Genomic DNA, 24,054 nt, shown 5'->3' with positions numbered 1-24,054 from the left:
TTTATTTCTCACTGTCCACTAAACCACGCACAAACGCGCGCTGCATGGCTAACACGATGATTACCGGAGGGATGAGCGTCAGCAGCATGGCTGCCATTACCTGGTTCCACTGCGTGGTGCCTTCACCGGTGGCAATCATGCCTTTGATACCCGCCACCGCAGTGCCCAAATTGACGTCGGTAATAATTAACAACGGCCACAGATACTGGTTCCAGCCGTAGATAAAGGTGATCACGAACAACGCCGCCAGATTGGTTTTTGACAGCGGTAGTACGATATCGCGGAAAAAACGCATCGGTGACGCGCCGTCAATACGCGCCGCCTCAACCAGTTCATCCGGCAGGGTCATAAAGAACTGACGGAACAGGAAAGTCGCTGTCGCAGATGCCATCAACGGCAGCGTCAGCCCCGCATAGCTGTCGAGCATCTTCAGGTTGGCGATCACTTCTACCGTCGGGAAAATACGCACCTCAACCGGTAGCATCAGGGTGATAAAAATCATCCAGAAGAACAGGTTGCGCAGCGGAAAGCGGAACCAGACGATGGCGAATGCGGAGAGCATAGAGACGGTAATTTTCCCTACCGTAATGCTGAACGCCATGATGAAACTGTTGAGCATCATCAACCAGAACGGTGCGCTATTCACGCCTACGCCGTTGACCCAGATGTATTTCATGTTTTCCAGCAGTTGTGTGCCGGGAACCAGAGTCATCGGCGTCTCAAACACCGCTTTATTGTCCAGCGTCGCCGCGACAAACGCGACGTACAACGGAAACAGGATCACCATGATTCCCATAATCAACATGGCATGGCTGAATATTGTCAGCCCACGACGGTTCTCAATCATTGGTAACGCACCTTACTTTCCACATAGCGGAACTGCACCACCGTCAAAATAATGACCAGGAACATCAACACCACCGATTGTGCAGCGGAAGAAGCAAGATCCAGTCCGACAAAACCTTCGCGGTAGATCTTATAAATCAGCGTCGTCGTCGCCTGTACCGGCCCGCCCGCAGTGGCAGCATCAATCACCGGGAAGGTGTCAAAGAAGGCATACACCAGGTTCACCACCAGCAGGAAGAAGCTCACCGGGGCAATGAGCGGTAGCGCCAGTTTAAAGAAGCGGCGAACCGGCCCCGCACCATCAATCGCGGCGGCTTCGATCAGCGAGCGAGGAATCGACTGCAGTGCGGCAAAGAAGAACAGGAAGTTGTAACTAATCTGCTTCCAGACCGACGCAAACACCACCAGGAACATCGCCTGACCGCTGTTTTGCGCATGGTTCCAGTCATAGCCAAATTCACCGAGAAAATGGGTGATCAGCCCGCGCCCGGGGTTAAACAGGAAGATCCACAATACGGCGGCAACGGCGGGCGCAACGGCGTAAGGCAACAGCATCAGCGTTTGGTAAAAACGGCTGCCGCGCACCACGTAATTCACCAACGCCGCAAAAAATAACGACACCAGCAGACCGCTTACCGTGACTAACGTACTGAACTTAATGGTGGTCCAGAATGAGTCGAGGTAGTACGGGTCATGGAACAGTGCGACAAAGTTTTCCAGTCCGACAAACTGGCTGGAAAGACCAAACGGATCAACGCTTTGTAGCGAATACCACAGTGCTTCACCGGCGGGCCAGATAAAGAAAATAACGGTGATAACCAGCTGCGGGGCCACCAGTAAATAGGGAAGCCAGCGCGAGCGGAACACCGGACGGGATGAAGACATGGAGATTTGATTCCTGAACAGCGCCGGATGGCGCTACGCTTATCCGGCCTACGCGCATTTGTAGGCCGGGTAAGGCGCAGCCGTCACCCGGCATTTCACATTACGATTTGGTCGATTGCTCAAAGCGGCGCAGTAACTGATTGCCACGCTCAACGGCGGCATCCAGCGCCTGCTGCGGGGTTTTCTTCCCGGTCCAGACGCTTTCCAGCTCTTCATCCACAATGGTACGGATCTGCGGCATATTGCCCAGACGCAGCCCTTTGGTGTACGGCAACGGCGGCTTGTTGAGCATTTGACGCGTAGCGATATCAGCCCCCGGGTTCTTCTCATAGAAACCCTGCTCGCGGGTCAAATCGTAGGCGGCGGTGGTGATCGGCAGATAACCTGTTTTCTGATGCCATTCGGCAGCAATTTCAGGTTTCGCCAGGAAGTTGAGGAACTCCGCCACGCCTTCGTAGGTGGCTTTGTCTTTACCCTGCATCACCCACAGACTGGCTCCACCGATAATGGCGTTCTGCGGCGCGCCCTTCACATCGGCATCGTACGGCATCATCCCGACGCCATAGTTGAATTTCGCGTAGTGGCGGATGTCAGCCAGAGAACCGGAAGACGCGGTGGTAATGGCGCAATCCCCGTTGTAGAACTTCTCGGTCGACTCATCTTTACGCCCGAAGTAGCTGAAATCGCCCTTTTTATTCAGCTCTTCCAGCAGCGCGATATGCTTCACCTGTTCCGGCTTGTTGAACTCCAGTACTGCATCAGTACCGTCAAAACCGTTATTTTTAGTCGCGACTGGTAATCCGTTCCAGGCGCTGAAGTTTTCAATCTGGATCCAGCCCTGCCAGCCGCTGGCATACCCGCACTTCATACCTGCGGCTTTCAGCTTCGCGGTGTATTCCGCCAGATCCTGCCAGGTTTTCGGCGGTTGCTCAGGGTCTAAACCGGCTTTTTTGAAGGCATCTTTGTTGTAGTACAGCACCGGGGTGGAGCTGTTAAAAGGCTGGGAGAGTAAATGTCCGCTTTTAGAGTCGGTGTAGTAACCGGAAACCGTCGGTACGAACTGAGACTCATCGAAGTTAATGCCAGCCTCTTTAAATACTTCATAGACCGGTTTAATGGCCTTCGAGGCCATCATCGTTGCCGTACCCACTTCATAAACCTGCAGCAGCGCAGGCGCGTTTCCGGTACGGAAGGCGGCAATACCTGCGCTCAGGCTCTGCTCGTAGTTGCCTTTGTACTGCGGAACAATTTTGTAGTCGGGATTGGCGGCATTAAAACGTTGCGCCAAAGAATCAACCTCTTTACCCAGTTCGCCTTCCATTGAGTGCCAGAATGGGATGGTGGTGACCGCCAGTGCCTGACCTGCAAACGCCAGGCTAAGCGCCAGTCCTAAAGCTGTATGTCGTAACGATATCATCGGTTATCTCTCTTGTTGTGCCGGATGCGCGATATCACGCGTTTTATGCTCGCGGGGGTAACATGACATGCTCGAATGACAGAAAAATAACTTTTTTATTACAAAAAAAAGATAGTAAGGCGACAGAGAGATGGCAAGGCAGTGACGATTGCAAGAAGGGAAAGTGGGAGCTGAGACACGTACAGGCTATTTGGGTGATACGCCGGATAGCGGTGCTCACGCATCGTATCCGGCCTACAGTATGTATAGGCCGGATAAGGTGTTTACACCGCCATCCGGCAAGGTGGCTGAGAGTTAACCGCCCAGATACGCACTACGCACCGCTTCGTTAGCCAGCAATGCATCACCGGTATCTTCCAGCACCACGTGGCCGTTTTCCAGCACGTACCCACGGTCAGCGAGTTTCAGTGCCTGGTTGGCGTTTTGTTCGACGAGGAAAATCGTCATCCCCTGCTCGCGCAATTGCTCAATGGTGTTAAAGATCTGCTGGATAATGATCGGCGCCAGACCCAGCGACGGTTCATCAAGCAGTAGCAGCCTCGGCTGGCTCATCAAAGCCCGGCCAATCGCCAGCATCTGCTGCTCACCACCAGACATGGTTCCCGCACGCTGGATACGACGCTCATGCAGACGTGGAAACAGGTCATACACCCACTTGATGCGTTTCTGAAACTGGTCTTTCTCGGCAAAAAAGCCCCCCATCGCCAGGTTCTCTTCTACCGTCATACGGGAAAACACGCGACGCCCTTCCGGGACAATCGCCACTGCTTCACGCATGATTTTTGCCGTCTGCCAGTCGGTAATATCTTTACCATCAAAGACAATACGCCCACTTGTTGCCCGAGGATCGCCACACAGCGTTCCGAGCAGCGTGGTTTTTCCCGCGCCGTTGGCACCAATAAGCGTCACGATTTCACCCTGGTTGATATACAAGCTGACGTCGTGCAGCGCCTGGATCTTGCCGTAGTGGGCGTTGACGTTGTCAAAAGACAACATGACTTTTTCCATCTTATGCCTCACCACCATTATGCTTCGCCTAAATAGGCGCGGATCACGTCCGGGTTGTTACGAATCTGCTCAGGTGTCCCGTTCGCCAGCGGCGTCCCCTGGTTCACCACGTAAATACGGTCTGAAATGCCCATCACCAGCTTCATGTCGTGCTCAATGAGCAGGATGGTGGTGTCGTGATGGTCGCGCAGCTCAGCAATCAGCTCATCCAGCTCTTTGGTTTCTTTCGGGTTAAGACCCGCAGCAGGTTCATCGAGCATCAGAATTTCCGGCTGAGTGACCATGCAACGGATAATCTCAAGACGGCGCTGGTCACCATAGGCCAGGTTGCTCGCCTGCCGGTTAGCATGCTGCAGCAGGCCGATACGATCAAGCCAGGTGGCGGCGCGGTCCAGCGCGTCATCCTGCGCGCGGCGAAAAGCAGGGGTTTTTAGCAGCCCGGAGAAAACCCCAGCTTTCAGTTGCTGATGCTGCGCCACCAGCAGATTTTCAATCACTGTCATTTCGCGAAACAGACGCACATGCTGGAAGGTACGCACCACGCCCATGCGCGCAATTTGCTGGCCCGGCAGCCCTTCCAGGTGCTGGTCGCGCAGCTTAATCGTCCCGCCGGTCGGCTTATAGAACCCGGTCAGGCAGTTGAAGACCGTGGTTTTCCCCGCGCCGTTCGGGCCAATCAGAGAGACAATCTCTTTTTTATGCAAATCCAGAGACACATTGTTGACTGCCAGCAGGCCGCCAAAACGCATCATCAGGCCGCTAACCGATAATAATGGCTGACTCATGCCTGCTCTCCTTTTGCTTCCCCGTTTTTCAGCTTCAACTGTGGACGGGTCATCGGCAGCAAGCCCTGCGGACGCCAGATCATCATCAGTACCATCAAACCACCCAGCATTAACATGCTGTATTCATTGAAATCACGCATCAGTTCACGTGAGACCACCAGCAGGATGGCCGCCAGGATCACCGCAAACTGCGATCCCATCCCCCCCAGCACGACAATCGCCAGCACAAAGGCCGACTCGGCAAAGGTGAATGATTCCGGACTGACAAAACCCTGGCGCGCGGCAAACAACGTACCGGCAAAACCGGCAAACGCGGCGCTGATGGTAAAGGCGGTCAGCTTGATACGCGTAGGGTTTAAGCCCAGTGAACGGCAGGCAATTTCATCTTCACGCAGCGCTTCCCATGCACGGCCCAGCGGCATACGCAACAGGCGGTTGATGACAAACAGCGAGAACACCACCAGCAGCAGCGCCACCAGATAAAGGAAAATCACACGATCAGAGGGATCGTACTTGACGTTAAAGAAGTTGCTGAAGGTATCCCAGCCGCCTTCACGGGCGCTACGGCTGAATTCCAGACCGAAAAAGGTCGGTTTAGGGATCTGGCTGATACCGTTCGGGCCACCGGTGACTTCTGTATTATTGAGCAACAGGATACGCACGATTTCGCCAAAGCCTAAGGTCACTATTGCCAGGTAGTCGCCGCGCAGACGCAGAACCGGGAAGCCAAGCAGGAAACCTGCCGCCGCCGATACCAGTCCCGCCAACGGCAAACAGGTCCAGAAACCAAGACCGTAATAGTGGTTCAGCAGCGCAAAGGTATACGCACCAATGGCATAGAATCCGCCGTAGCCCAGCACCAGCAAGCCGGAAAGGCCGACCACCACGTTTAAGCCGAGGCCGAGGATGATATAAATCATCGTCAGCGTAGCGATATCCACCGTGCCGCGCGACACCATAAATGGCCATGCGACAGCAATGACCAACAGCGCCACCAGAAACAGCTTCTGTTTGACGGTTGAGCCATCAATCGCCGGCAGAATGAACTTCGGTCCGGAGACGCTCTTCAGGCTCTTCTGGAAAACGGGACGCAGCAGTTGGAAAAGAAAGACCACGCCGGTACCGATAAACACCCACTGCCAGCGGATATCCGCAGCGGTATCCACCACCAGCTTCGTGCCATCCAGTTCCAGTTGAACGCCCATGAAGACGCCCGCCAGGATGAAAAACATAACCGCTGAAAGCAGCGCCATTGCAAAATGCATCGGTTTCATACTTTCTCTACCTCCGGGCGACCCAGAATACCGGTCGGCATTACCAGCAGCACCAGAATCAGCAGTGCGAACGACACCACATCTTTGTATTCCGTACTCAGATAAGCAGAGGAGAGCGCTTCCGCCACGCCCAGAATCAGGCCGCCGATCATCGCCCCTGGAATGCTACCGATACCGCCAAGAACCGCCGCGGTAAAGGCTTTCATCCCGGCCATAAAGCCAATATAGGGGTTAATTACACCGTAGAACTGTCCAAGCAACACACCTGCTACCGCCGCCATTGCTGCGCCAATCACAAAAGTCAGCGCGATCACGCGGTCAGTGTTAATGCCGAGCAGGCTGGCCATTTTCAGGTCTTCCGCGCAGGCACGACAGGCGCGTCCCATACGCGAATAGCGGATAAACAGCGTCAGCGCCAGCATCGCAAGGAAGGTCACAATCCAGATAACCAGCTGCATGGTAGTGATGGACGCAGAGAAGTTTTCACTGCTGCCGACAGTCCACTGACCGTTAAACAGGCTGGGCAGCGCCACGTCGCGCGAGCCTTCCGTCAGGCTGACGTAGTTTTGCAGGAAGATAGACATCCCGATGGCGGAAATCAGCGCGATCAGGCGCTTGGAGCTGCGTACGGGCCGATACGCCACGCGTTCAATGCTCCAGCCGTAGGCGCTGGCAATCACGATAGCACCGACGAAGCCTGCGGCAACCAGCAGCCAGCTGGAATCAATACCCATCATCATTAGCGCAGCGATGATCATAAAGGAGACATAACTGCCGATCATATACACCTCGCCGTGGGCGAAGTTGATCATGCCGATAATGCCGTACACCATCGTGTAGCCAATGGCGATCAGCGCGTAGGTGCTTCCCAGCGTGACGCCGTTAAACATCTGCTGCAAGAAATAGAGGAACTGCTCGGACATAAGGTAACCTTTTTAAACCCGCCCGTTTTGCACGGGCGGTGGGATAACGCGTCTTCAGGTATTACTTCGCGACAGTCGATGAACCATCCGCGTGCCACTGGAAGACACCAAACTCAAATCCCTTCAAATCGCCTTTTTCGTCCCATTTCAGCGGCCCAATCACGGTATCAGCCCCGTGTGCTTTCAGATCTTTCACCAGATCCAACGGCTCTTTGCTGCCGCTACGATCCATCGCTGTCGCCAGTGACTGAACGGCTGCGTAAGTGATCCATACGTAAGGTCCGCTTGGATCTTTCTTGTCAGCGTTGAGCGCATCAACGATAGCTTTGTTAGCCGGATCCTGGTCATAGCGTTTTGGCATGGTAACCAACATCCCTTCAGCGGCATCACCGGCAATGTTAGACAGGGAGGCATTTCCCACGCCCTCTGGTCCCATAAACTGCGTCTTCAGGCCAACTGAACGCGCCTGACGCAGCATTTGCCCCATTTCCGGGTAGTAGCCACCGTAATAAACGAAGTCGATATTTTCTTTTTTCAGGCGGGCGATCAGCGCAGAAAAATCTTTCTCCCCGGCGGTGATCCCATCAAAGAAGACGATGTTGGCTTTACTTGCTTTCAGGCTGTCCTGCACCGAACGCGCCAGGCCTTCACCGTACTGCTGTTTGTCATGAATGATGGCGATACGCTGTGGCTTCACCTTCTCCAGGATGTATTTCGCGGCAGTCGGCCCCTGAGAGGAGTCCAGACCCGCGGTGCGCATGATGTGCGCGTAACCACGCTGCGTCAGTTCCGGGTTGGTCGCGCCCGGGGAAATCATCAGAATGCCTTCATCTTCGTAAATATCTGATGCCGGTTGAGTCGACGATGAGCACAGATGTCCTATCACATACTGAATGCCATCGTTGACGATTTTGTTCGCGACGGCAACGGCCTGTTTCGGATCGCAGGCATCGTCATATTCCACGGCGACCAGCTTGTCGCCTTTGATCCCACCTTTGGCATTGATATCTTTAATCGCCTGACGTGCGCCATTAAATTCCATATCGCCCCACTGCGCGACCGGACCTGACATCGCGCCAACAACAGCGACCTTGATATCTTCCGCCATGACAGCGTGCGACATTGCCAGTGCTATCACCCCTGCGATGATGGTTTTCGCATTCCGTTTCATATTCCTGAATCCCCATTCGTGACGTGTTTACACTTCATCCTTCAAGCTGCCTCTGTGTTGGCTACGTTCGCTCACCCCAGTCACTTACTTATGTAAGCTTCTGGGGATTCACTCTCTTGCCGCCTTGATGCAACTTGAATGATTTTGTGTATATATGTTGTATTTATATGGTCAAAAAGCAGACTGTGCTTTTTTTGAACTGTACTATTTTTACCAGTCTCATTAATGGTTTAGCGCAGTTTTTTAAGCAAATTACGGCTAAAAGCTCTATTTTTCAGTCGATTAAGAAAAGATAATATTCTGCTTTTCACTATAGATAAACAAAAAAAAGTGCATTTGTCAGCATAAAATAACGGTACAAAGAGCCGAATAAAATGCTGCATTCCAGGGGATTATCCTGCCTGTTTTTCAATCTCTGATGTTTCAAACTGTCAATATCGTTGTTACAAAACTATTAACCTGGTTAATCGAATAAAAAAGAGAAAGCATCCGGGTGAATTATTTCGGTACACTGATTCCATCTTTTGTGATTTGGACATGCTGTTAATGAAGCTGACCATCGTTCGTTTAGAAAACTTCAGTGCTCAGGATCTCATCGATCTTGGCAAAATCTGGCCGGAATATTCCGCCTCATCATTAAGCGTAGATGAAACGCACCGGATCTATGCCGCACGCTTTAACGAGCGCCTGCTTGGCGCAGTACGCGTCACACTGAGCGGTACGCAAGGTGCACTGGATTCCTTACGTGTACGTGATATCACCCGTCGTCGTGGCGTTGGGCAGTATTTGGTTGAAGAAACTCTCCGCGAAAACCCGGACGTGAGTTCATGGTGGATGGCCGACGTCGGCGTGGAAGACCGCAGCGTGATGGCCGCGTTTATGCAGGCATTAGGTTTTACGGCCCAGGAGAATGGCTGGGAAAAAAGATAAAAAAGCCGGATGGCGCTGACGCTTATCCGGCCTACGAAGTACTCGTTGTAGGCCCGGTAAGCAAAGCGCCACCGGGCAGTTACTCATTTAGCGTCTGTCGCCGTACCATTTGCATGCCAGTCAAACACACCGAATTCGAAGCCTTTCAGGTCGCCTTTCGCATCCCATGACAGTGGCCCCATGACGGTTTCCACCGAGTTTGCTTTCAGGTATTTGGCAATTTCAGCCGGATCGTCAGACTGGTTCAGACCGGCCTGCAAAGATTGCAGCGCGGCGTAGGTCGTCCACACAAATGCACCGCTTGGGTCCTGTTTTTTGGCTTTGATCGCATCCACAATCGGTTTGTTCGCTGGTACCTGGTCGTAGTTCTTCGGTTTCGTTACCAGTAAACCTTCTGCTGATTCACCGGCAATGTTAGACAGCGACACGTTCGCGACCCCTTCAGGTCCCATAAACTGAGTTTTCAGACCCGCGGCGCGAGACTGGCGCAGGATCTGCCCCATTTCCGGGTGGTAACCGCCGTAGTAAACGAAATCGATGTTCTCTTTCTTCAGACGTGCCACCAGCGTAGAGAAATCTTTCTCACCGGCGGTGATCCCGTCGAAGAACACCACGTCAGCGTTGGCTTTCTTGAGGTTGTCCTGCACGGAGCGCGCCAGGCCTTCGCCGTACTGTTGTTTGTCATGCACGATAGCAATGCGCTTCGGCTTCACTTTATCGACAATGTATTTCGCCGCAGTTGGGCCCTGATCGGAATCCAGACCGGTGGTACGTAACACCAGGTTATAGCCGCGTGCGGTCAGTTCCGGTGCCGTTGCCGCAGGAGTGATCATCAGAATACCTTCGTCTTCATAGATATCTGACGCAGGTTGAGTGGAAGAAGAACACAGGTGGCCGATAACGTATTTAATCCCGTCGTTGACCACTTTGTTAGCAACCGCTACCGCTTGTTTCGGGTCACAGGCATCGTCATATTTTACCATGACCAGTTTGTCGCCTTTCACGCCGCCCTTGGCGTTGATATCAGCAATGGCCTGTTCTGCGCCGGTAAACTCCTGATCGCCATACTGCGCCACCGGGCCGGACATCGCGCCGACGACGGCAACTTTAATATCCTTAGCAAAGGCCATATTGCTCAAAGACAGGGCGATACATCCTGCCAATAACGCTTTACCCTTCATATTCATCCTGACAATCCCCATTATTGTGGTTATTACGTGTGTTGTGATGTTGTTGTTCAGCACTTTATGTCGATTATTGGATAGCCACCCGTGCTTTAGCAGCATACTCTGCTAAAACATACCCGATTTTTATTATTTTGGAATAGCTAAATTTACATCCAGATAACAAATTCGTGTCGGTGGAGGGGAGGAAAGGAAAGGTCGTAGGCCCGATAAGCGAAGCGCCATCGGGCCTACGTGTTGCCGGATGGCAGCGTAAACGCCTTATCCGGCCTACAAAAAACAAAACCCCCGAATTCACATTCGAGGGTTCATTGGCAATGCGCGAAGATTACGCTTCGATCGCCGCACGCAGTTTTTTCATCGCGTTCTTTTCAAGCTGACGAACACGTTCAGCGGAAACGCCGTAGCGATCGGCCAGTTCCTGCAACGTCGACTTGTTGTCTTCGTCCAGCCAGCGGGCACGAATGATGTCCTGGCTACGCTCGTCCAGACCTTCCATTGCGTGAGTCAGCTTGTTTGCGGCCTGATCTTCCCAGTTATCCTCTTCAATGCCATCGGCAAAGTTGGAGGATTTATCCTGCAGATACAGAACCGGAGCCATCGGCTGGCTGTCGGACTCATCGTCCGAAGACATGTCAAACGTCATGTCCTGCGCCGCCATACGGGATTCCATTTCGCGCACGTCTTTGCTGGAAACCCCCAGCTCGCGGGCAACCATTTCCACTTCATCCTGGTTAAACCAGCCCAGACGCTGCTTGGTTTTGCGCAGGTTAAAGAACAGCTTACGCTGTGCTTTGGTGGTCGCGACTTTCACGATACGCCAGTTACGCAGAACGTATTCGTGGATCTCGGCTTTGATCCAATGCACGGCGAAGGAAACCAGGCGCACACCCACTTCCGGGTTGAAACGGCGCACGGCTTTCATCAGGCCGATATTACCTTCCTGAATCAGATCCGCCTGCGGCAGGCCATAGCCCGCATAGTTACGAGCAACATGAACAACAAAGCGCAGGTGAGACAGGATCAGCGTTTTAGCTGCTTCCAGATCGCCCTGGTAATGCAGCTTTTCAGCAAGTAGCCGCTCCTCGTCAGCCGACAACATCGGCCACGCGTTCGCAGCCCGGATGTAAGATTCCAGGTTACCAACAGGGGCTAAAGCTAAATTTTGCATTTCTTTGGTCATTCAAATCCTCTCAATCTTTTCATCTGGCGCATTGGCTAAAACCAATAGCAACAACCATGCCAGAGCTTATGAGCAACGAGAATATCATTCAATCTTTTATCAGACAGTGATTTTATCCACAAGTTCCATGTCGTAATGTGTATAAATTACGCACAAAATGTGACATCACGATGAATGCGCCGGGAAGAGAAAACAGAGCTCTTTCCCTGCAGAGCGAACTACTCAGTGCAGGGAAAGATTATACCAGAGATTTTTTAATCGGGGGTAAAGTGGCGTAAATGTTGAACCGTGGCAAGCCAGGCTGCCACCCAGCCAATCATTGAGCATACCAGCAGTAACAGCAAGCACTCATCGAATGATAAGCCGTTGATATCAAACTTCGTTCCGAAAACTTGCGCCACTTCCGTGACCGCTGACGACAGTCGCATCACCAAAATTTCTGACAAAATCAGTGAAAGAAATGCGCCAGAAAAACCGAGCAGCGCGCCGCCGTAAAGGAACGGACGCAGGATAAATCCATCCGTCGCACCAATCAGTTTCTGTACGTTAATAGTATCGCGACGCGCAAAAATGCTCAGACGCACGCTGTTACCGATGACGAGGAAGACCGCCGCCACCATCAACACACCAATCATCGCGGAAACGCGTCCGACAAGGCCCGTCAGCGCAGCCAGTCGCGCAAACCAGCTGTCATCCATACGTACTTCATCGATACCGTTGATTTGTGCAATACGATCACGCAGCGTGTTCAGTGATTCCGTGCCCTGGAAATCCAGTTTCGGGATCACCACCGCCACGGCCGGAAGTGGGTTTTCTTCCAGCATATCCAGCGCACCGCCAAAGCCAGACCAGTTACGGAATTCGCCCAGCGCATCGTCACGGGAGAGGTAATTCACTTTCTCCACGCCCTGCTCGGCCTGTAACTGCCCCACCACACGTGCTGCCGCATCATCATCCAGCGTTTTTTGCAGATATACGGTGATCTGCGGGGACGGGTAATACTGGCTTGCCGCCTGATTCACGTTCTTGTAGACCATGTAACAAACACTTGGCAACGTCAGTGAGATAGCGATAACCATCACCGTCAGGAACGTCGCCAACGGTTTACTTTTCAGGTCCTGCAACGCCCCCTGGAACGCATAGCGCACTTGCTCGTTAAAGACGTTGGTTTTACGCGAGTTCGGTTTTGGCGACGCTTTCGCACGTTTTGGCGCGTTGCGACCGCCCTCTCCTGGCGCACCGCCCGATTTACGGAAACGATCCAGTCGTCCACCGAACTGTTTGATTTGATTAATAGCGTCGCGTCTATTCATTCGCCAGGCCTCCATGCAGGTGTCCGTCACTCAGGACAAGCTGGCGATAAGAACGACGGGAGATTAGCCCAATATCGTGCGTCGCCATTAATACCGTTACCCCGACGCGATTAAACTCTTCGAACAGACGTAGGATCCCTTCTGACAGCGCGTCGTCAAGGTTCCCCGTCGGTTCATCCGCCAGCAGTACCGCAGGCTTGTTCACCACCGCACGGGCGATGCCCACACGCTGCTGTTCACCGCCGGAGAGTTGAATCGGGAAGTTCTTCGCTTTGTCCAACAGCCCGACTTTATCCAGCGCCGCTGACACGCGACGACGAATATCGTCCCCGCTGGCACCCGCAATGATCAGTGGGATTGCCACGTTGTCGAAGACGGTTCTGTCCATCAACAGGTGGTGATCCTGAAAGATCATGCCGATCTGGCGACGCAGAAACGGCACTTCACGGTTTTTCAAACGACTGATGTCGTGCCCGCTGAAGTAGATCTTCCCGGCACTGGGCCGTTCAATTCCACAGATCAGCTTCAGCAGGGTACTTTTACCCGCGCCGGAGTGGCCGGTCAGAAACGCCATCTCGCCAGGCTGCATATGGAATGTGACTCCCTGCAGCGCTTGTCTCCCACCGAGATAGGCCTTGCTGACATGTTCAAAGCGAATCATTGTTAATCCTCTCGGGCAAAAAGTGCCTCTATAAAATCGCCCGCTTTAAACGGACGTAAATCCTCGATACGTTCGCCCACACCGATATAGCGGATAGGGATGCCAAACTGATCGGCAACCGAGAAAATGACCCCGCCTTTCGCCGTTCCGTCCAGCTTGGTCAGGGTGATACCGGTTAAACCCACCGCTTCATGGAACAGTTTGGCCTGGCTTATCGCATTCTGCCCGGTACTGGCATCGATAGTCAGCATAACTTCATGCGGCGCATCAACGTCCAGCTTCTTCATCACGCGAACGATTTTTTTCAATTCTTCCATCAGGTGCGATTTGTTCTGCAAACGCCCTGCGGTATCAGCGATCAGCACATCTACGTTACGCGCCTTCGCCGCCTGAATGGCGTCAAAGATAACGGACGCGGAATCCGCGCCGGTATGCTGAGCAATCACCGGGATGTTGTTTCGCTGACCCCAGACCTGCAGTTGCTCCACCGCCGCCGCACGGAAGGTATCGCCCGCCGCCAGCATCACCGATTTACCCTGCTGCTCAAACTGACGCGCCAGCTTACCGATGGTGGTGGTTTTACCCACACCGTTAACGCCAACCATTAAGATAACAAATGGCGTTTTACCCTCAACATTCAGCGGCTCGTCAACCTTTGCCAGAATCTCGCCCATCTCATCTTTCAGCAGGCCGTACAACGCTTCTGCATCTTTGAGCTGCTTGCGGCTGGCGCCTTCTGTCAGATTTGTAATGATCTTGCGGGTTGTTTCTACGCCCACATCGGCAATCAGCAGTTGCTCTTCCAGCTCTTCAAACAGATCATCGTCGATCTTTTTACCACGGAACAGACTGATAAATCCGGAACCGAGGTTTTCTTTGGTTTTCAGCAGACTACGCTTCAGGCGTGCAAAGAAACCTTCTTTCGTCGGTTTTTCCTGCTCCTGCACAGCGTCTTCTACCACAGCCTCTTCTGCTGCAGGCGTGTCTTCAACAGGCTCAACAGTCGCGGCATCTTCAGCAATTTCTGCCACCGCTTCAGCGGCCAACGCCTGTGCTTCCAGCTCTTCATCAGTTAGCTGTGGCTCGTTTTCGGCTTCTTCTTCAACCGCCTCAACGATTTCAACGGTTTCCACTTCAGCCTGCCACTCTTCGGCAGAAACGTCTTCGGCTTTAACCTCTTCCGGCAGCGGTAATTCTTCGCGTTCGGTCACTGCCGCGGGTGCCGGTGTTTCCACTATTGATTCAACGACCGGTTGCTGTTGTTGAGCTACAGGCTCTTCTTCCGGCTGCAGTTTTTCAATTTCCGCAACCTGTTCAGTGACTTCAACAACTTCAGCCGCAAAGGCTTCTGTTTCCGCCTCGCTATGCGTTTCCTGCGCGCGTGACGGCTCATCAACGACGGTAGCTTCTTCAGTAACTGGTTGTTGTTCTTCGTTTTTTAGTTCTGTCTCGTTTTCCGGTGCCTGCTCTTTTTGACCAAAGCCCAGCCAGGAAAAAAAGCCACGTTTTTTCTCTTTCGCCATTTGCGACTACACTCCCCCGCTGTTGCTTCATGGCACAGCGTCAACGCTATGTACATAGCAGCTAAAAAAATGATGAAATAGTCTATCACTTAACTTAACTCACATCACCGCCTGGAATGACACGTCAGCAGCGGATTGAGCAATAATTGAAATGAAAAAACCGAATCACTCTGGTAGCGGCCAGATCCGCATTATTGGCGGGCAATGGCGTGGCCGTAAACTCCCGGTTCCGGACAGCCCCGGCCTGCGTCCGACCACCGACCGTGTGCGCGAAACATTGTTTAACTGGCTGGCCCCGGTAATGGTCGATGCTCACTGTCTGGACTGCTTCGCCGGCAGCGGCGCGCTGGGGCTGGAAGCCCTCTCTCGCTATGCGGCAAATGCGACGCTTCTGGAGATGGATCGCGCGGTGTCTCAGCAGCTGCAAAAGAATCTCGCCACGCTGAAAGCCTCCCATGCCCGCGTCGTCAATACCAATACGCTGACATTTTTGGCCCAAACGGGTACGCCGCATAACGTGGTGTTTGTGGATCCGCCGTTTCGCAAAGGGTTACTGGAAGAAACATTAACGCTTCTGGAAACTCATGGCTGGCTGGCGAACGAAGCGTATATTTACGTGGAAAGCGAAGTAGAAAACGGTTTGCCGCCGGTTCCGGTGAACTGGTCGCTATACCGTGAGAAAGTCGCCGGACAGGTCGCCTATCGCCTGTATCAACGTGAAGCACAAGGAGAGCAACATGCTGATTAATCTGGGACGTCTGTTAATGCTGTGTGTCTGGGCATTCCTGCTACTGAATATTTTTCAACCGTTCCCACGTCCGCTCAATATCTTCGTGAATGTGGCACTGGTGTTTATGGTGCTGATGCACGGCATGCAGTTGGCGCTGCTGAAATCAACCATGCCGAAAGATGGCCCGCAAATGACCAGCGGCGAGAAAATCCGCATTTTCCTGTTTGGCGTATTTGAACTGCTGGTCTGGCAGAAGAAGATTAAAGACCAGTTGAAGAAGTAATGGTGCTCACTTTGCCCGGTATCACGTAGCGAGCCGGGACGGCAAAACCTGTAGGCCGGATAAGGCGTAAGCCGCCATCCGGCATCAGCCAAATGAAACCTTAGCGTTCAGCCGTAAAATCAACAAAACGCGAACCCTTGTAGCTCAGTGTCCCTTTGTCGCCAACCGTTAACGTATGATACTGCTGGGCGTCCAGACGAAACGTCTGCTCCAGGCCGCCGCTTTGCGGTTTGAAGCTGGCTTCATAGCGCATGCTGGTGCCCGCTGGCGTAACATCCTGTTGACGTGAACGCCGGTCATTTAGCGGCTTTTCCCGCTTATTACTCACCACCACCCTTTTTTGTACCAACGGTGCAGCATCATTTTCCGCTTTTTCCCGCCGCTGCTGGACAAAGCGAAACGACGCGGCAATAACGATTAAGGCAATGATCACAATAAAAAAAAGGGGTGGCTTACTCATAGTATTAACCCATCAGAAAATGCGGAAATAAGCATACCTTGCCTGTTATGGTGTTGTCATCCTGCGGTATCGGACTCTACACTGGTCAATAGAGCCGTAAGCACCCCGCTTACGAAAAAATAACGAATTCAAGGAACTAAGATGCTTTGGTCGTTTATCGCTGTTTGTCTTTCCGCATGGTTGTTCGTGGATGCTTCTTATCGTGGGCCCGTCTGGCAACGCTGGGTCTTTAAACCCCTGACGTTATTGCTCCTGCTGCTGCTGGCCTGGCAGGCACCAATGTTTAACGCCATCAGCTACCTGGTACTGGCCGGCTTGCTGGCTTCGCTGCTGGGCGACGCGCTGACGCTATTGCCGCGCCAACGCCTGCTGTACGCAATTGGGGCATTCTTCCTGTCGCATCTGCTGTATACCATTTACTTCGCCAGCCAAATGACGCTGTCGTTCTTCTGGCCTTTGCCGCTGGTACTGGTGGTGCTGGGGGCGTTGCTGATTGCCGTGATCTGGACACGTCTGGAAGAGCTGCGCATCGCTATTTGTACCTTTATCGGCATCACGCTGATGATGGTCTGGATGGCTGGCGAACTGTGGTTCTTCCGCCCGACCGCTCCGGCGCTGTCAGCATTTATGGGCGCATCGCTCCTGTTCATCGGCAATATTGTCTGGCTGGGGAGCCATTACCGTTACCGCTTCCGCGCGGATAATGCGATTGCTGCCGCCTGCTACTTCGCCGGACATTTCCTGATTGTTCGTTCGTTGTATCTTTAAAAACCCTTGACTCTGGAGTCGACTCCAGAGTGTATCCTCGGTTAATACGAAATGATTATCAATCGGAGGATGCCATGTCGACACCAGAGACCAATGGCAAAAAAGCCCCACAATTCTCTTCTTTCAAGCCAGCGCCTGCGCCACAAAAGGCGGATGACTGCTGCTGCGACGGAACTTGCTCCACTACACCACCCGTATCCGATACCGTTGACGGGACTCGCTATTCCTGGAAAGTGGCGGGCATGGACTGCGCGGCCTGTGCGCGTAAAGTCGAGAATGCAGTCCGCCAGGTCAGCGGCGTTAACCAGGTTCAGGTTCTGTTCGCCACCGAAAAGCTGGTGGTAGATGCCGGTTCCGATATCCGCGAGCAAATTGAAAGCGCAGTGCAGAAAGCCGGCTACACCCTGCGTGATGAGCAGGCGCCAGAAGAAGCCCCCGAATCACGGTTTAAAGAAAATCTGCCACTGATTTCATTGATTATCATGATGGCCATCAGTTGGGGACTGGAGCAGTTCAATCACCCCTTCGGCCAGATAGCATTTATCGCCACCACCCTGGTGGGTCTGTATCCCATTGCACGTCAGGCGCTGCGCCTGATGAAAACCGGTAGCTACTTTGCCATTGAAACGCTGATGAGCGTCGCCGCCATCGGCGCACTGTTTATCGGCGCGACAGCGGAAGCCGCTATGGTGCTGCTGCTGTTTTTAATTGGCGAGCGCCTGGAAGGATGGGCTGCCAGCCGAGCCCGTAAAGGGGTCAGTGCGCTAATGGCGCTGAAGCCGGAAACCGCCACGCGTCTGCGTAACGGCGAGCGCGAAGAGGTTGCCATTAACACCCTCCAGCCAGGCGACATCATTGAAGTTGCTGCCGGGGGACGTTTACCCGCCGACGCTAAACTGGTTTCTGGTTTTGCCAGCTTTGATGAAAGTGCATTGACGGGTGAATCTATTCCGGTTGAGCGGACATTGGGCGAGAAAGTCCCGGCAGGCGCCACCAGCGTGGATCGTCTGGTCACGCTGGAAGTGCTCTCCGAACCGGGCGCCAGCGCCATTGACCGTATTTTGAAGTTGATTGAAGAAGCGGATGAACGTCGCGCCCCCATTGAGCGCTTTATTGACCGTTTCAGCCGGATTTACACCCCAGCCATTATGGCGGTTGCGCTGCTGGTCACCCTTGTACCACCGCTGCTGTTTGCCGCATCCTGGCAGGAGTGGATTTATAAAGGGCTGACGCTGCTGCTGATTGGCTGCCCATGTGCACTGGTGATTTCAACCCCCGCAGCTATTACCTCTGGTCTTGCCGCCGCGGCGCGGCGCGGGGCGTTAATCAAAGGCGGTGCCGCACTGGAACAGTTGGGCAGAGTCACACAGGTGGCGTTTGATAAAACCGGCACCCTGACCGTGGGTAAACCGCGCGTCACGGCGATTCACCCGGCGAGCGGTATTGGCGAAGCTGAACTGCTGGCGCTGGCGGCAGCGGTAGAGCAAGGCGCAACGCATCCGCTGGCCCAGGCCATTGTCCGTGAAGCACAGACGCGTGAACTGAGTATTCCGCTGGCGACAGAACAGCGTGCGCTGGTTGGCTCAGGGATTGAAGCACAGGTAAACGGTGAGCGCGTACTGATTTGCGCGGCGGGCAAACATCCTGCTGATGCCTTTGCCGGGCAGATAAGCGAACTGGAAAGCGCAGGCCAAACGGTGGTGCTGGTGCTGCGTAACGATACTGTACTCGGCGTACTGGCCCTACAGGACACGCTGCGCGACGACGCTCACAGCGCTATCGCCGAGCTTGATCAGATTGGCGTGAAAGGGGTGATCCTGACCGGCGACAATCCTCGTGCGGCAGCTGCTATTGCCGCTGAACTGGGGCTTGAATTCAAAGCGGGGCTATTACCGGAAGACAAGGTACAGGCCGTTACCCAGCTCAACCAACGGTCACCGCTGGCGATGGTCGGCGATGGGATCAACGATGCACCAGCGATGAAAGCCGCCACCATCGGCATTGCCATGGGTAGCGGAACCGATGTTGCACTGGAAACCGCCGATGCGGCTCTGACGCATAACCGTCTTCGTGGCCTGGTGCAAATGATTCAGCTGGCGCGCGCCACCCACGCCAATATTCGACAAAATATTGCGATTGCGTTAGGTCTGAAAGGGATTTTCCTTGTTACCACGCTGCTGGGGATAACCGGATTGTGGCTGGCAGTGCTGGCAGATACCGGGGCGACGGTACTGGTGACCGCTAACGCGCTGCGGTTGTTACGTAAAGGATAGTTTTTTGCCGGATGGCGGCGCTGCCTTATCCGGCCTACGGGTTACACGTTCTTTGTAGGCCGGATAAGCGTTAGCGCCATCCGGCATAACATGATTACTGGCCTTTGCGCAGCAGATAGCGGTATGGCAAAGAGTCGGTCTCTTTTGCCACCAGCTCATGTTCCATAAAAGTACAGAAGCCGGGAATATCGCGGGTTGTCGCCGGATCGTCTGCAACAATCAGCAGCGTCTCACCGGCCTGCATGCCGCGCACGGTTTTACGCACCATCATGACGGGTTCCGGACAGCGTAACCCCTGCGCATCAAGGGTATGGTCAGGAGAAGTAAACAGATCGCTCATCGTAGTCTCATTCATACAAAAACGGCGTTATTTTACGCTCTGTTGTGGCGTAAGCCAATCAGGTTAACGATTGCGTGAAAAACAGCCATTGCAATGTGTTTTTAAAGCAGTATCATGCGACGGTTTTTTATTGGGTTCCCTCACCCCATCCAACAAAAAGGTCACAATATGACTCCGTTTACACAAAATCAGCGCGTAAAAGCGTTGTTCTGGCTATCGTTATTTCATCTGCTGGTGATCACCTCCAGCAACTATCTGGTGCAACTTCCGATCTCCATCTTTGGTTTTCATACCACCTGGGGCGCGTTTAGCTTTCCGTTTATTTTCCTCGCCACCGATCTGACCGTGCGTATCTTTGGCGCACCGCTGGCAAGACGCATCATCTTTGCCGTGATGGTTCCGGCGTTGCTGATCTCGTATGGTGTGTCGTCACTGTTCTATATGGGCTCCTGGCAAGGTTTTGATGCGCTGCTGCACTTTAACCTGTTTGTCGCCCGTATCGCCGCCGCCAGCTTTATGGCTTACGCGCTGGGACAAATTCTGGATGTGCATGTCTTCAACCGCCTGCGTCAGAACCGTCGCTGGTGGCTCGCGCCTACGGCTTCCACGCTGTTTGGCAACATCAGCGATACGCTGGCGTTCTTCTTTATCGCCTTCTGGCGCAGCCCGGATGCCTTTATGGCCGAGCACTGGATGGAAATCGCGCTTGTCGATTACTGCTTCAAAGTGCTGATCAGTATTATTTTCTTCCTGCCGATGTACGGCGTGTTGCTGAATATGTTACTGAAAAGGCTGGCAGATAAATCTGAAATCTCTGCATTGCAGACGAGTTAAAGGTTCATTTTCCGAGTTGTGATAAGATGGACGAATGAGCCGTTATGGCCGTTTATCGAAAGGAAGAAGTCAATGCGCAATCTGGTTAAATATGTCGGTATTGGCCTGCTGGTTATGGGGCTTGCGGCCTGTGATAATAGCGATACAAAAGCGCCAGCAGAGGGTGCTGCCGCACAAAGCAGCGCCGCCGGACAACCGGTTAACCTGCTCGATGGCAAACTCAGTTTTTCCCTACCGGCGGATATGACCGATCAGAGCGGTAAGCTGGGTACTCAGGCGAACAATATGCACGTTTATTCTGACGCAACCGGCCAGAAAGCGGTAATTGTGATTGTCGGTGACGATACCAGCGAAGCACTGCCTGTACTAGCAAAACGTCTGGAAGATCAGCAGCGTAGCCGTGACCCGCAGCTGCAGGTGGTCACTAACAAGTCAATTGAGCTGAAAGGCCACACGCTGCAGCAGTTAGATAGCATCATTTCAGCGAAAGGCCAGACTGCTTACTCCTCCGTGGTGTTGGGCAAAGTGGACAACCAACTGCTGACCCTGCAAATCACGCTGCCTGCTGACGATCAACAGAAAGCACAGACCACGGCAGAAAACATCATTAACACGCTGGTTATCCAGTAATCGTTAAGACGATGATGCGGCCTCCGGTGACACCACCTGAGGCCGTTTTTTTAGCCGCCATGTCAGCAATAACGCCACCGCCACCAGCCCAGCTGCCGCCAGATAGATAACCGGCACGCCCGCCCATGTCATTACCAGTCCCGCCAAAGGCCCGGTGACACCCAGCGACAAATCCATAAATACCGTATAGGTTGCCAGTGCCGCGCCCTGATTCTGCTGCGGGACCGCTTTTACCGCTACCACACCCAGCGCCGGGAAGACCAACGAGAACCCTGCGCCGGCCAGTAGCACGCCAATTTTCGCCATCCACGGCATGGAAGCCATCCCGACCAACAATAGCCCAACAATTTCGACGCTAAAGCAGATCATCGCGACATTCAGCCCGCCTAACCGGTTGATGCCATTTGGGAATAGCAGACGAGTACCGACAAACGTGCAGCTAAATAGCGTCAGCGCGAAAGCCGCGCCGTCCCAGCCTTTGGCATCATAAAACAGGGTAATAAACGTGGCGATCACCCCAAAGCCGGCAGAGGCCAACGCCAGTGCCATACCGTACGGCCAAACTCGCCCAAGCACCGCGCGAAACGGCAACGGTTTGCCTTTGCTGGCCTTTACCGCCGGACGAGGGAGCGCCAGCAATATTGCCAACAGCGCCACGGCCATCACGGTCAGCGCCAGCCCCTGTAAGCCACCCCAGGCGTAACATAGCACTCCCAACGGCGCACCGATCGCCATCGCCCCATAGGTGACAATACCGTTCCATGAAATCACCCGTCCAATGTGCATTGAGCCAACCACTCCAACGCCCCACAATGTAGAGCCGGTCCCGGCAAAACTTTGCCCGATACCCAGAATCACGCGCCCCAGGCACAGCAGCAATAAACTGGCCAGCGGCCAACCATGAGAGCTCCCTGCCAGCAAATAGCCCAGACCACTTAAAAAACAGCCACACAGCCCAAATACCACAATCTTTTTCGGCCCCAGCAAATCGGCATAGCGACCGGCATGAGGACGGCTCAACAACGTCGCGAAATATTGCAGACTGATAACCAGCCCGGCCCAGAAGGCACTAAACCCCATAACATCATGGACATAACCAGGTAAAACCGCGAGCGGCAGGCCGATGGTCAGATAGCTGGCGAAGTTAAACATCACCACGGAGACAATGCGCAGATTAAGGCGTAAACCGCTCAGCGTCGGTTCAGCGACGGGTTCGGGCATGGAGGGTCACCACATATTCACAACAGTGTTTCATTTCTACCATGTTGCCGCGCAGAAATCAGTAACCAGATTAGGAATATCGGTAGCAAGCCAGCCGCTACACTTAATGCAAAAACGCAAACAGGAAGAAAATATGACAACCGCTCAGCCCGATAAAACGGGTTTGCACATTTTACTCAAACTGGCTGCTTTGGTGGTGATCCTCGCCGGTATTCATGCCGCAGCGGATATCATTGTGCAACTACTGCTGGCCCTGTTTTTCGCCATTGTGTTGAATCCGCTGGTCACCTGGTTTATTCGCCGGGGAGTACGCCGCCCGGTTGCCATTACGCTCGTCGTGGTGGTCATGCTGTTCGTCCTCACGGCACTGGTCGGCGTTCTGGCGTCGTCGATCACGGAATTCATGGCTATGCTACCCAAATACAACAAAGAGCTGACGCGCAAGATCCTGTATCTGCAAGAGATGGTGCCCTTTCTGAATTTGCATATGTCGCCAGAGCGCATCCTGCAACGTATCGATTCCGACAAACTCATGACCTTCACCACCACGCTGATGACCAGCCTTTCCGGTGCGATGGCAAGCGTCGTTCTGCTGGTAATGACGGTGGTCTTTATGCTGTTTGAGGTACGCCACGTCCCCTATAAAATGCGCTTTGCGCTGAACAATCCGCAGATCCATATTGCGGGGCTGCATCGGGCATTAAAGGGCGTATCTCACTATCTGGCACTGAAGACGTTGCTCAGCTTATGGACTGGCGCCATCGTCTGGCTGGGGTTGGCGCTAATGGGCATTCAGTTTGCTCTGATGTGGGGCGTGCTGGCCTTCCTGCTCAATTATGTGCCCAACATTGGCTCAGTCATTTCCGCCGTCCCGCCCATGATTCAGGCGCTGCTGTTCAATGGTCTTTACGAGTGCGTGCTGGTCGGCGCGCTGTTTCTGGTGGTGCATATGGTGATTGGCAATATCCTTGAGCCGCGTATGATGGGGCATCGCCTGGGATTGTCGACACTGATCGTTTTCCTTTCCCTGTTAGTATGGGGATGGCTGCTCGGCCCGGTAGGCATGCTGCTCTCTGTGCCGTTAACCAGTGTGTGTAAAATCTGGATGGAAACCACCACCGGTGGCAGCAAACTGGCCATTTTGCTGGGTCCCGGCAGACCCAAAAGTCGGCTACCCTGAAAAACTACCAACCGAGGTAGTTTTTATCTTTTTATATGCCCGTTAAACTGATATCCATACAGGTATATATCGCAATTTATCTTAAATAAAGAGTGAAAAGGATTTCATTTTTTAATAAAGAAAATACATAAGTCAACGTACGGATATCTTTGCCAAACCACATAAGAATAATGAATCCCCCCACAGCATTTAACTCAAACTATCTGCCTATATTTAAAGGTTATTTTATTTG

Annotated in this window: 24 protein-coding genes; 8 read left to right on the top strand and 16 right to left on the bottom strand. The window is 53.3% G+C overall.

Features of this window, described 5'->3' with window-relative positions; genetic code table 11:
• Position 1: 1 nt before the first annotated feature.
• The 8 genes from ugpE to livK all read right to left on the bottom strand — a co-directional run bounded on the left by ugpE (position 2) and on the right by livK (position 8,309).
• Positions 2-847, bottom strand: coding sequence for a sn-glycerol-3-phosphate ABC transporter permease UgpE (gene ugpE / locus I6L54_RS02775; protein WP_003023450.1), 846 nt, complete (start codon positions 845-847; stop codon positions 2-4).
• A complete protein-coding gene (gene ugpA / locus I6L54_RS02770; RefSeq protein ID WP_003837841.1) occupies positions 844-1,731 on the bottom strand; it encodes a sn-glycerol-3-phosphate ABC transporter permease UgpA in 888 nt (295 codons plus the stop codon). Before ugpA ends, ugpE begins: the two co-directional genes overlap by 4 nt.
• A 100-nt stretch (positions 1,732-1,831) precedes the next feature.
• Positions 1,832-3,148, bottom strand: coding sequence for a sn-glycerol-3-phosphate ABC transporter substrate-binding protein UgpB (ugpB, locus tag I6L54_RS02765; RefSeq protein WP_040231703.1), 1,317 nt, complete (start codon positions 3,146-3,148; stop codon positions 1,832-1,834).
• A gap of 294 nt (positions 3,149-3,442) precedes the next feature.
• On the bottom strand, positions 3,443-4,156 hold the full coding sequence (livF, locus tag I6L54_RS02760) for a high-affinity branched-chain amino acid ABC transporter ATP-binding protein LivF (RefSeq protein ID WP_137378492.1): 714 nt from the start codon (positions 4,154-4,156) through the stop codon (positions 3,443-3,445).
• Between the two features lie 17 nt (positions 4,157-4,173).
• Complete coding sequence (gene livG / locus I6L54_RS02755) at positions 4,174-4,941, bottom strand: high-affinity branched-chain amino acid ABC transporter ATP-binding protein LivG (protein ID WP_005121592.1); 768 nt, start codon at positions 4,939-4,941, stop codon at positions 4,174-4,176.
• The gene (gene livM, locus I6L54_RS02750; protein WP_005121591.1) at positions 4,938-6,215 is read right to left on the bottom strand and encodes a branched chain amino acid ABC transporter permease LivM; all 1,278 of its coding nucleotides are present in this window, start codon (positions 6,213-6,215) and stop codon (positions 4,938-4,940) included. The genes livG and livM overlap by 4 nt, the downstream gene beginning before the upstream one ends.
• Positions 6,212-7,138 (bottom strand): high-affinity branched-chain amino acid ABC transporter permease LivH, encoded by a 927-nt coding sequence (gene livH / locus I6L54_RS02745; protein WP_003023435.1) that lies wholly within the window; start codon positions 7,136-7,138, stop codon positions 6,212-6,214. Before livH ends, livM begins: the two co-directional genes overlap by 4 nt.
• 61 nt (positions 7,139-7,199) lie before the next feature.
• Positions 7,200-8,309 (bottom strand): high-affinity branched-chain amino acid ABC transporter substrate-binding protein LivK, encoded by a 1,110-nt coding sequence (gene livK / locus I6L54_RS02740; protein ID WP_040231702.1) that lies wholly within the window; start codon positions 8,307-8,309, stop codon positions 7,200-7,202.
• A gap of 546 nt (positions 8,310-8,855) precedes the next feature.
• Between livK and panM the strand changes: the two genes are divergently transcribed.
• Positions 8,856-9,239 carry an aspartate 1-decarboxylase autocleavage activator PanM gene (gene panM / locus I6L54_RS02735; RefSeq protein WP_005121587.1) on the top strand — a complete coding sequence of 128 codons (384 nt, stop codon included), beginning with the start codon at positions 8,856-8,858 and terminating at the stop codon, positions 9,237-9,239.
• An 83-nt stretch (positions 9,240-9,322) separates the two neighbouring features.
• Here panM and I6L54_RS02730 read toward each other — a convergent pair whose 3' ends face one another.
• From I6L54_RS02730 to ftsY, 5 genes are all read right to left on the bottom strand, one after another.
• Positions 9,323-10,426 carry a branched-chain amino acid ABC transporter substrate-binding protein gene (locus I6L54_RS02730; RefSeq protein ID WP_005121586.1) on the bottom strand — a complete coding sequence of 368 codons (1,104 nt, stop codon included), beginning with the start codon at positions 10,424-10,426 and terminating at the stop codon, positions 9,323-9,325.
• Positions 10,427-10,751: 325 nt separating this feature from the next.
• Positions 10,752-11,606, bottom strand: a complete 855-nt coding sequence (rpoH, locus tag I6L54_RS02725) for an RNA polymerase sigma factor RpoH (protein ID WP_005121585.1) — start codon at positions 11,604-11,606, stop codon at positions 10,752-10,754.
• Between the two features lie 254 nt (positions 11,607-11,860).
• Positions 11,861-12,919: a permease-like cell division protein FtsX gene (ftsX, locus tag I6L54_RS02720; protein WP_005121584.1), complete on the bottom strand. Its 1,059-nt coding sequence runs from the start codon at positions 12,917-12,919 to the stop codon at positions 11,861-11,863.
• The gene (ftsE, locus tag I6L54_RS02715; protein WP_005121583.1) at positions 12,912-13,580 is read right to left on the bottom strand and encodes a cell division ATP-binding protein FtsE; all 669 of its coding nucleotides are present in this window, start codon (positions 13,578-13,580) and stop codon (positions 12,912-12,914) included. The genes ftsX and ftsE overlap by 8 nt, the downstream gene beginning before the upstream one ends.
• Positions 13,581-13,582: 2 nt before the next feature.
• Positions 13,583-15,103 (bottom strand): signal recognition particle-docking protein FtsY, encoded by a 1,521-nt coding sequence (ftsY, locus tag I6L54_RS02710; protein ID WP_005121582.1) that lies wholly within the window; start codon positions 15,101-15,103, stop codon positions 13,583-13,585.
• A 151-nt stretch (positions 15,104-15,254) separates the two neighbouring features.
• Here ftsY and rsmD point away from each other — a divergent pair, with 151 nt between their 5' ends.
• Both rsmD and I6L54_RS02700 read left to right on the top strand, forming a co-directional pair.
• A complete protein-coding gene (gene rsmD / locus I6L54_RS02705) occupies positions 15,255-15,851 on the top strand; it encodes a 16S rRNA (guanine(966)-N(2))-methyltransferase (RefSeq protein WP_005121581.1) in 597 nt (198 codons plus the stop codon).
• Positions 15,841-16,116, top strand: coding sequence for a DUF1145 family protein (locus I6L54_RS02700; RefSeq protein WP_005121580.1), 276 nt, complete (start codon positions 15,841-15,843; stop codon positions 16,114-16,116). The genes rsmD and I6L54_RS02700 overlap by 11 nt, the downstream gene beginning before the upstream one ends.
• A 100-nt stretch (positions 16,117-16,216) precedes the next feature.
• Here the strand turns inward: I6L54_RS02700 and I6L54_RS02695 are convergent, their stop codons facing one another.
• Positions 16,217-16,576: a DUF2500 domain-containing protein gene (locus I6L54_RS02695; protein ID WP_040231698.1), complete on the bottom strand. Its 360-nt coding sequence runs from the start codon at positions 16,574-16,576 to the stop codon at positions 16,217-16,219.
• A 141-nt stretch (positions 16,577-16,717) separates the two neighbouring features.
• On the opposite strand from I6L54_RS02695, the gene I6L54_RS02690 reads away from it, so the two are divergent.
• Both I6L54_RS02690 and zntA read left to right on the top strand, forming a co-directional pair.
• Positions 16,718-17,344 carry a lysoplasmalogenase gene (locus I6L54_RS02690; protein ID WP_005121578.1) on the top strand — a complete coding sequence of 209 codons (627 nt, stop codon included), beginning with the start codon at positions 16,718-16,720 and terminating at the stop codon, positions 17,342-17,344.
• Between the two features lie 74 nt (positions 17,345-17,418).
• Complete coding sequence (gene zntA / locus I6L54_RS02685; RefSeq protein WP_005121577.1) at positions 17,419-19,617, top strand: Zn(II)/Cd(II)/Pb(II) translocating P-type ATPase ZntA; 2,199 nt, start codon at positions 17,419-17,421, stop codon at positions 19,615-19,617.
• Between the two features lie 94 nt (positions 19,618-19,711).
• Here the strand turns inward: zntA and tusA are convergent, their stop codons facing one another.
• Positions 19,712-19,957, bottom strand: a complete 246-nt coding sequence (tusA, locus tag I6L54_RS02680) for a sulfurtransferase TusA (protein WP_005121576.1) — start codon at positions 19,955-19,957, stop codon at positions 19,712-19,714.
• A 168-nt stretch (positions 19,958-20,125) separates the two neighbouring features.
• On the opposite strand from tusA, the gene I6L54_RS02675 reads away from it, so the two are divergent.
• Both I6L54_RS02675 and I6L54_RS02670 read left to right on the top strand, forming a co-directional pair.
• The gene (locus I6L54_RS02675; RefSeq protein ID WP_005121575.1) at positions 20,126-20,791 is read left to right on the top strand and encodes a 7-cyano-7-deazaguanine/7-aminomethyl-7-deazaguanine transporter; all 666 of its coding nucleotides are present in this window, start codon (positions 20,126-20,128) and stop codon (positions 20,789-20,791) included.
• Between the two features lie 72 nt (positions 20,792-20,863).
• On the top strand, positions 20,864-21,421 hold the full coding sequence (locus tag I6L54_RS02670) for a DcrB family lipoprotein (protein WP_005121574.1): 558 nt from the start codon (positions 20,864-20,866) through the stop codon (positions 21,419-21,421).
• Between the two features lie 3 nt (positions 21,422-21,424).
• On the opposite strand, the gene I6L54_RS02665 is transcribed toward I6L54_RS02670, so the two are convergent.
• On the bottom strand, positions 21,425-22,642 hold the full coding sequence (locus I6L54_RS02665; RefSeq protein ID WP_005121572.1) for an MFS transporter: 1,218 nt from the start codon (positions 22,640-22,642) through the stop codon (positions 21,425-21,427).
• 133 nt (positions 22,643-22,775) lie between these two features.
• On the opposite strand from I6L54_RS02665, the gene I6L54_RS02660 reads away from it, so the two are divergent.
• Positions 22,776-23,822, top strand: a complete 1,047-nt coding sequence (locus tag I6L54_RS02660) for an AI-2E family transporter (protein ID WP_040231696.1) — start codon at positions 22,776-22,778, stop codon at positions 23,820-23,822.
• Positions 23,823-24,054: the final 232 nt, after the last annotated feature.

Origin of the sequence: Citrobacter pasteurii (assembly GCF_019047765.1) — a bacterium.
GTDB classification, from domain to species: domain Bacteria; phylum Pseudomonadota; class Gammaproteobacteria; order Enterobacterales; family Enterobacteriaceae; genus Citrobacter; species Citrobacter pasteurii.
The sequence above is the reverse complement of the archived record's forward strand: the minus strand, read 5'-3'. Positions and strand labels throughout refer to the sequence as shown.